9 protein-coding genes are annotated in these 7,525 nt (G+C 65.8%); all 9 read right to left on the bottom strand.

Going from position 1 to position 7,525, the window contains the following annotated elements:
- Positions 1-744: hypothetical protein (locus AC1DZ6_RS14430; protein ID WP_477097850.1), on the bottom strand; the 744-nt coding region annotated here is incomplete at its 3' end.
- A gap of 275 nt (positions 745-1,019) precedes the next feature.
- Positions 1,020-1,838 (bottom strand): hypothetical protein, encoded by an 819-nt coding sequence (locus AC1DZ6_RS14425; RefSeq protein WP_477097849.1) that lies wholly within the window; start codon positions 1,836-1,838, stop codon positions 1,020-1,022.
- 112 nt (positions 1,839-1,950) lie between these two features.
- A complete protein-coding gene (gmk, locus tag AC1DZ6_RS14420; protein ID WP_477097848.1) occupies positions 1,951-2,595 on the bottom strand; it encodes a guanylate kinase in 645 nt (214 codons plus the stop codon).
- The gene (locus AC1DZ6_RS14415; protein WP_477097847.1) at positions 2,585-3,466 is read right to left on the bottom strand and encodes a YicC/YloC family endoribonuclease; all 882 of its coding nucleotides are present in this window, start codon (positions 3,464-3,466) and stop codon (positions 2,585-2,587) included. The genes gmk and AC1DZ6_RS14415 overlap by 11 nt, the downstream gene beginning before the upstream one ends.
- 1 nt (position 3,467) lies before the next feature.
- Positions 3,468-4,580 carry an endolytic transglycosylase MltG gene (gene mltG / locus AC1DZ6_RS14410; RefSeq protein WP_477097846.1) on the bottom strand — a complete coding sequence of 371 codons (1,113 nt, stop codon included), beginning with the start codon at positions 4,578-4,580 and terminating at the stop codon, positions 3,468-3,470.
- Positions 4,577-5,857, bottom strand: a complete 1,281-nt coding sequence (fabF, locus tag AC1DZ6_RS14405; protein WP_477097845.1) for a beta-ketoacyl-ACP synthase II — start codon at positions 5,855-5,857, stop codon at positions 4,577-4,579. Before fabF ends, mltG begins: the two co-directional genes overlap by 4 nt.
- 177 nt (positions 5,858-6,034) lie before the next feature.
- Positions 6,035-6,274 (bottom strand): acyl carrier protein, encoded by a 240-nt coding sequence (locus AC1DZ6_RS14400; protein WP_007672577.1) that lies wholly within the window; start codon positions 6,272-6,274, stop codon positions 6,035-6,037.
- A gap of 190 nt (positions 6,275-6,464) precedes the next feature.
- On the bottom strand, positions 6,465-7,205 hold the full coding sequence (gene fabG, locus AC1DZ6_RS14395; RefSeq protein WP_477097844.1) for a 3-oxoacyl-[acyl-carrier-protein] reductase: 741 nt from the start codon (positions 7,203-7,205) through the stop codon (positions 6,465-6,467).
- A gap of 31 nt (positions 7,206-7,236) precedes the next feature.
- Positions 7,237-7,525 (bottom strand): ACP S-malonyltransferase (locus AC1DZ6_RS14390; RefSeq protein ID WP_477097843.1); only part of this gene is annotated, 289 nt, incomplete at its 5' end.

Genomic DNA, 7,525 nt, shown 5'->3' with positions numbered 1-7,525 from the left:
GACCAACAGGTGGCGCATCCGGTCGATCGTGGACGCCCCCTTCGCTTTGTCGCGTTCAGCCAAGATGTAGAACCGCAGGTAGCGGCCATTGGTTTCCGTTGGGTCTGCAAGCTGGTCGTCAGACAACGGAACTAAGGAGTTGTAGATCGAACCGCCTGGAAATTGTTCGCGATCGTACTCCTCAACGCCGCCTATACGGTCGAACCCCTTTTGCGCGTAACTGACCCTGTCGCGGTTGTCCCATTGAGTCACTTGACGGAAGGCTGCGCAGATTTGCTTTTCCGTCGAGCCGACAGGAATCCATTCCGAGGTTTTGAACAGCTCCTCAGGCAGCGGTTTGGTGCCTTTGCAAGAGGCGGCGATCAGGGACCCGTCGATAGTTTTCGGGGCGGAGGCCAAATCTTCCGGCAGGCCGAAGGCGCTGTAGGGGAGGTTTACGCCCTGAGCGTGCCCCTTCCACATACGTTCGATGCAGTTCTTTTTGCAGACCGCCCATTCTGGCGGTCGTAATGGAAATCGCCGGCCGGCAACCTCAAGTACAACCGGTCCACCGCCGGGGCCGCTGTGAAACGGCCAATCACTCCTGATGCAAACGGCCTCGGGGGAGGTGTTTTCATATTTGAGCGAAAGGCCGCCCGCGTCCGGGCGATCGATGAATTGGTAGAGTAGCGGCGTCGGCGTTGGCCCTGATGAGGCCAGGGCAAACGCCGACAGCACGAGCCCGATCATCTTCAGCCGCCGCATGATGCTCTCCCCGCTAGCGAGCCCTCCCTAGCCTGCCACGAAGGCTTCTGTCGCTACCTTTGGCTCGTGTACCAAAAAGCTTAGCTTTGGCTATTGGGCGGCAGAGCCGATGTCCGACTTGGGTCGGGTGCAGGAATTGCGGTCGCGCCCGAAACCGGACCTTGGGCGCCGTGCTGGCGTGCGGACTGAACGAAGGTCAGCTAGGGGTGGAAAGTGGCCGTTCGCCGTGTCCTCCATGGTCGGGAAGCTCGTGTGCTGGATTACGTGCGCTATGTTCAGTGACCGCCAGACGTCAGTTCTCGAAATCGCTGTTTCGACAGTCCTGGCCCTATTTTTGGCAGAGCCTCGGCCGTTTCCGTATCGAAAAGTCTTGCGTAGGGACCGCGCACTGCAATCCAACCCTGCTCGGCGATCGCCGCCGCGCCGGGTTCATAGAAAACCCCCCAGGCTCCGACAGCGGCGGCCGCTACACGGCTCCTGCAATCTTCAACGCTTGCTTTTATCTTGTCGGAGCGAACCCCTTCACCCTTGACGTAGTCGAGGGCCTGGGCGTTGGTGACGCTTGCCATTCGGCTTATCCGTCCTTGCTTGTGACTGGCCACGACGATGCAGCCTGGCCGCTCCACAACCATCATTTGCTCACCTGGGGGCGTCGGGGCGCCGAAGGCAGTTTCAAACACCCTTTCGGGATGGCCCGCGAAGGTGTCGGGTGACGACACAAAGAGCTGCACGAAATTGGCCGGCTTGCCCCTGGCTAAACCGGTTCCTGCCTGTGCGAAGTCGCCGCGCAAAAAAGTTGTAACCTCGATGGACTCGCCAGTTCTTGGGCCGGAAGGGTCCCATTTCGTCGGCGTCAAGGCCTTGCCTTGGCCCACGACCCACTCGTCGAAACGCACGACCTGATCCTGCCCTCGCGGAAAAAGCAGAGCCTCCAGAAGATCCAGCTGCGGCTTGGGTAGCTGAGCCGCCATGGGAGCCATCAGTTGGGGCGCACGCGCGTCGCAAGACGCGAGCGGAACTGCCGCACTGAGAATCGTCGCCAGCACTCCAATGGTGAAAGGCCAAGCCGCGCATTTCCTGGACCTGATCTTCACCGCGATCTCTCTGTCTAACTCTCGATGCTTTGTCGCCCGATTATGATCACAGTGCCGCTTAGCGGCCTGTGACTCAACGTCCGACTAGGGTCGAAAGCGGACCTCACGCCCCTCAGATCTCTTCCTTCAGCAGATCCCCCACCAGGTTGCCGATCCACGGGTTGCGGGCCCGCTTCTGGCGTTCGGCGTGGTAGATGTGGGCCAGGTCCGAATAGGCCTTGTCGAAGTCGTCGTTGAGGATGACGTAGTCGAACTGTTCCCAGGCGGCCACCTCGTCCTTGGCGCGGGCCAGGCGCTTGGCGATGACGTCTTCGCTGTCCTGGCTGCGGGCGTGCAGCCGGCGGCTCATTTCGGCCAGAGACGGCGGCAGGACGTAGATCAGCACCGAGTCCTGTGGCAGTTGGGCGTGGACCTTCATCGCGCCCTGGAAGTCGATGTCGAACAGCACGCTCTCGCCGCGCTCCAGCGCCTCGACGATGGGGCCGCGCGGGCTGCCATAGTGGTTGCCGTAGACCTCGGCCCATTCCAGGAACGCGTCGTCCTGGATCATCACCTTGAACTTTTCGTGGTCGACGAAGTGATAGTCGCGGCCGTCGTGCTCGCCCGGGCGCGGCGCGCGGGTGGTGGCGCTGATCGACAGGTGCAGGTCGTTGTGGTCGGCCACAAGGCGGCGGGTCAGCGAGGTCTTGCCGACGCCCGACGGGGCCACGACCATCAGCAGCAGGCCGCGCGTGCGTCCATGCGGATTATTCGACATTCTGAACCTGTTCCCGGAATTGCTCGATCGTGGCCTTCAAATCCAGGCCATGCGTGGTCAGGGCGGTCAGCGCCGACTTGCTGCAAAGGGTGTTGGCCTCGCGCATGAACTCCTGGGACAGGAAGTCCAGGCGGCGGCCGGCCGCGGCGTCGCCACCCAGCAGAGCGCGGGCAGCGGTGACGTGACTGGCCAGGCGGTCAAGTTCCTCGCGCACGTCGGCCTTGACCGCCATGGCGGCCGCTTCCTGCACGATGCGGTCCTCTGAAGCCGCCTCGCCGATCAGGTCGGCCAGCTTGCGGGCGTAGCGCTCCTTGAGCACGGCGGGCTGGCCGGCGGCTTCGGTCGACGCCAGCTGGGTCAGGGTTTCGATGCGGTCGACCGCGCCGGTCAGGATCGGGGCTAGGGCGGCGCCCTCCTCCAGTCGCGCGACTTTCAGCCCGTCCAGGGCCTGGCCGATCGTGGCGGCCATGGCGGCCTCGATCTCGGCGCGATCCTCGGCGGCGTCGTCCTCTTCGCGCGTGTCGATCACGCCGCGCAGGGCCAGCAGGCCGTCGAGCGTGGGCTTGGCGACCATGCCGGTGGCGACATAGGGCGCGCCGGCCTTCAGGTAGCGCTCGATGACCTCGACATTGATCTGCACGGCCGCCTGGGCCTCGGCGCGCTTGGCCTGCAGGTTGACGGTCAGTTGGCCACGCTGGAAGCGGGCCTGGGCGCCGTCGCGCGCCGCGCGGTCCAGGCTCTCGAACCCCGGCGGGCCGCGAAAGCGGGTCTCGAGGTTGCGGCCGTTGACGCTGCGCGCCTCCACCGCCCACGACCAGGCCCCGTGCGAGCCCTCGACGCGGGCGAAGCCGGTCATGCCTGACAGCGCCATGTTAGCCTCCGGCGAGCGGGGTTTTCGCCGCGGCCTTCGATCGCTCGACCTGCCGCCATTTGACGACATTGCGCTCGTGTTCCTCGTAGGTCGAGGCGAACACGTGGCCGCCCGTGCCGTCGGCGACGAAGTACAGGTCGTCGCTCTTCATCGGATTGAGCACGGCCTCCAGGGCGGCCTTGCCCGGATTGGCGATCGGGGTCGGCGGCAGGCCTGTGATCAGATAGGTGTTGTAGGGCGTTTCACGCTCCAGCTCCGACTGGCGGATGCCCCGGCCCAGCGGCTGCCCACGCGTCAGGCCGTAGATGATCGTCGGGTCGCTGCCCAGGCGGATGCCCTGGCGCAGGCGGTTGATGAACACCGCCGCCACGTGCGGACGCTCGCGGGCCAGGCCCGTTTCCTTCTCGACGATCGAGGCCATGGTCACGGCCTGGTCCTTGGTCTCGAACGGCAGGCCCGGCTGGCGCTGGGCCCACAGACGGTCGAGCAGTTCGTCGCGGTCGTCCATCATCCGCTGCAGCACCGCCGCGCGATCCTCGCCGCGCTGGACCTGATAGGTCTCGGGCAGGATCGAGCCCTCCGGCGGGGTGGGCACGGTGCCGGTCAGTTCCGGAGCCCGCATCAGGATGTCGACCACCATCTCCGAGGTCAGGCCCTCGGCGACGGTCACCTGGTGGCGGACGATCTTGCCGTCGCGGACCTTGGCCAGCACCTGGCTGAGCGAGGCCCGCGAGGCGAACTCGTATTCGCCGGCCTTCAGCTTGCGCGCCGCGCCGGTGGTCTGGGCGGCGGTCAGGAAGATCGAGGAAGAACGGATCACCCCCGCCTGCTCCAGCGTCGAGGCGATCTCGGGCAGGCTGGCGCCGCGCCGCAGGACGACGCTGGTGACGTCGCCCGAACGCGCGGCGGGGCCTGGACCCTGGTAGAGCCACATCGCGCCCAGCACCACCACCATGGCGGCCAGGCCCAGCATGGTCAGCAGGCCGGCGCCCATGGCGGCGATGCGGCGTCCGACCGGCGCGGATTCGCGCCGGCGCGGATTGGCTTTGCGGGGAGCCCCCGTCTTCGGAGCCGGGCGCGGGGCGCGGCGTTGCGGCAGGGGCTTCTTGCTCACGAGACTTTGCGGAACACGACGGAGGCGTTGGTGCCGCCGAAGCCGAAGCTGTTGGACACCGCCACGTCGATCTTGTGCGGCACGGCCTTGTTCGGCGCCAGGTTCATGGCGACGGTCACGTTGGGATTGTCCAGGTTGATGGTCGGCGGGGCGATCTGGTCGCGGATCGCCAGGATCGAGAAGATCGCCTCGATCGCGCCGGCCGCGCCCAACAGGTGGCCGGTCATCGACTTGGTCGACGACATCACCACGTTCTTGGCGTGATCGCCCAGGAACCGCTCGACGGCTCCGGCCTCGATGCCGTCCGCCATGGTCGAGGTGCCGTGGGCGTTGACGTAGTCGATGTCCGACGCCGTCAGGCCCGCGTCCTTCACGGCCGCCGACAGGGCCCGGAAGCCGCCGTCGCCGTCCTCGGCCGGGGCGGTGATGTGATAGGCGTCGCCCGACAGGCCGTAGCCGATCACCTCGGCATAGATCTTGGCGCCGCGCGCCTTGGCGTGTTCGTACTCTTCCAGCACGAGCGCGCCGGCGCCCTCGCCCATCACGAAGCCGTCGCGATCCTTGTCGTAGGGACGCGAGGCCTTCTCGGGGGTGTCGTTGAAGTCGGTGGAAACGGCGCGACAGGCGATGAACCCGGCCATGCCGACCTTGCAGACGGCCGCTTCCGCGCCGCCGGCCACCATCACGTCGGCGTCGCCGTACTTGATCAGGCGCGTGGCGTCGCCGATGGCGTGGGCGCCCGTGGCGCAGGCCGTGACCACCGAGTGGTTGGGACCCTTGAAGCCGTAGCGGATCGAGACCTGGCCCGAAATCAGGTTGATCAGGGCCGAGGAGATGAAGAACGGGCTGATCCGGCGCGGGCCCTTGGCTTCCAGTTCCAGCGCGGTGTCGGCGATCGTCGACAGGCCGCCGATGCCCGAGCCGAGAATCACGCCGGTCCGGTACTTGTCTTCTTCGGTCTCCGGGACCCAACCCGAATCCTTCACCGCTTCGTCCGCGGCGGCGATGCCGTACAGGATGAAGTCGTCGACGCGCTTCTGGTCGCGCGGGCTCATGGTCAGGTCGGGATTGAACGATCCCTCGACATCAGGGCCGCCGCCGCCGCGTCCATCGACTCGCGGAACCTCGCAGGCCACCTGACAGGCGTATTCGGTCGGGTCGAAGGACGAGATCCGGTTCGCGCCGGACTTGCCGGCCAGGATGTTCTTCCAGGTGATATCGACGCCCTGCCCCAGAGGGGTCAGAAGGCCAAGCCCGGTGACGACGACTCTACGCATGGATCACTCCCAACCTTCRCATCGCGGACATATGGGGATGAGCGGACGAATCCCACGCTCCTCCCCCGGGCCGCGAATCTCGGCCACATACGAAAACCGCCGCGCGCACGATGGCAAGAGCCCGTGCGACGCGGCGGTTGATAGTGCTGTTCGCAGAAATACGCGAACCCCGACGCTTTAGGCGCCGGTCTTTTCCGTGATGAACTTCACGGCGTCACCGACGGTCTGGATGTGCTCGGCGGCGTCATCCGGAATTTCGATGTCGAATTCTTCTTCGAACGCCATGACCAGCTCGACGTTGTCGAGGCTGTCGGCGCCCAGGTCGTCGATGAAGCTGGCCTTTTCGGTGACCTTTTCCGGATCGGCGTCCAGGTGCTCGATGACGATCTTACGCACGCGCTCGAGAATGTCGGACATTCTTTTAGTCCCTCGTTTTGAATCTTGCAGTTCCGTGGACGGCTCCGGAGAACCTTCACCCCCCACGGGAATTGTGTCGGGCCACCGCCTATCACGTTCTTTTTCGAGTGACTAGCGGCACGTCCAGTTAGAAATGTGGGCTTTCGTCTTTCCAAGCAGAAAGGCGATCAGCCCAGGAAAAGACGACCCGTCAGATCATGGCCATGCCGCCGTTGACGTGCAAGGTCTGACCCGTGACATAGCCGCCCTGGTCACTGGCGAGGTAAACGCACGCGGCGGCGATATCGCTCCCCTCGCCCAGACGACCGGCCGGAATGGTGGACAGGATGCCGGCCTTCTGCTGCTCGTTCAGGGCGTCGGTCATCGGGCTGGCGATGAAGCCGGGGGCGACGCAATTGACCGTCACGTTGCGGCTGGCCAGCTCCTGGGCCAGGGCCTTGGAGAAGCCGATCATGCCGGCCTTGGAGGCGGCGTAGTTGGTCTGGCCCGGATTGCCGGTGACGCCGACGATCGAGGTGATGCCGATGATCCGGCCCGCGCGGCGTTTCATCATGCCCTTGGCGGCGGCGCGCGACAGGCGGAAATAGCCTTCCAGGTTCACCTTGATCACGGTGTCCCAGTCCTCGTCCTTCATGCGGACGATCAGGCCGTCGCGGGTGATGCCGGCGTTGGCGATCACGATGTCCAGCGGCGCGCCGGCGGCTTCCTCGGCCTTGGCGACCAGACCGTCCACGGCGGCGGCGTCCGACAGGTTCGCCGCGACGAAGGACACGCGTTCGCCGAACTGGGCGGCCAGCTCGGACAGGGCTGATTCGCGGGTGCCCGAGAGCACGACATGGGCGCCTTGGCCGTGCAGAGCCTTGGCGATGGCCCCGCCGATGCCGCCCGTGGCGCCGGTGACGAGGGCGGTCTTGCCGGTGAGATCGAACATTTTGAGTTTCCTCCCCAAGGAGTGGATGGGGTTAGAGGGATTTCGCGAAGGCTTCCAGGTCGGCCGGGCTGTTCAGGGGAACGGCTTCGGCGTCCGGGGCGATCCGCTTGGCCATGCCCGACAGCACCTTGCCCGCGCCGGCCTCGGCGAAGCGCGTGACGCCGCCTTCGTTGGCCAGCCAAGTCATGCTCTCGCGCCAGCGGACGCGGCCGGTGACCTGCTCGACCAGCAGCTTGCGGATCACGTCGGGATCGTGGACCGGCGAGGCGGTGACGTTGGCCACCAGCGGGGCGCGCGGCGAGACGATGGTCGTACGGGCC

The organism is Caulobacter sp. P1_B12_2 (assembly GCF_056406675.1).
This window is presented reverse-complemented; position numbering and strand designations above follow the sequence as displayed.

Coding starts and splice junctions, on each gene's coding strand:
- gmk (WP_477097848.1), bottom strand. CDS start 2,595: ATGTCGAATAATCCGCATGGACGCACGCGCGGCCTGCTGCTGATGGTC.
- AC1DZ6_RS14415 (WP_477097847.1), bottom strand. CDS start 3,466: ATGGCGCTGTCAGGCATGACCGGCTTCGCCCGCGTCGAGGGCTCGCAC.
- fabF (WP_477097845.1), bottom strand. CDS start 5,857: ATGCGTAGAGTCGTCGTCACCGGGCTTGGCCTTCTGACCCCTCTGGGG.
- AC1DZ6_RS14400 (WP_007672577.1), bottom strand. CDS start 6,274: ATGTCCGACATTCTCGAGCGCGTGCGTAAGATCGTCATCGAGCACCTG.
- fabG (WP_477097844.1), bottom strand. CDS start 7,205: ATGTTCGATCTCACCGGCAAGACCGCCCTCGTCACCGGCGCCACGGGC.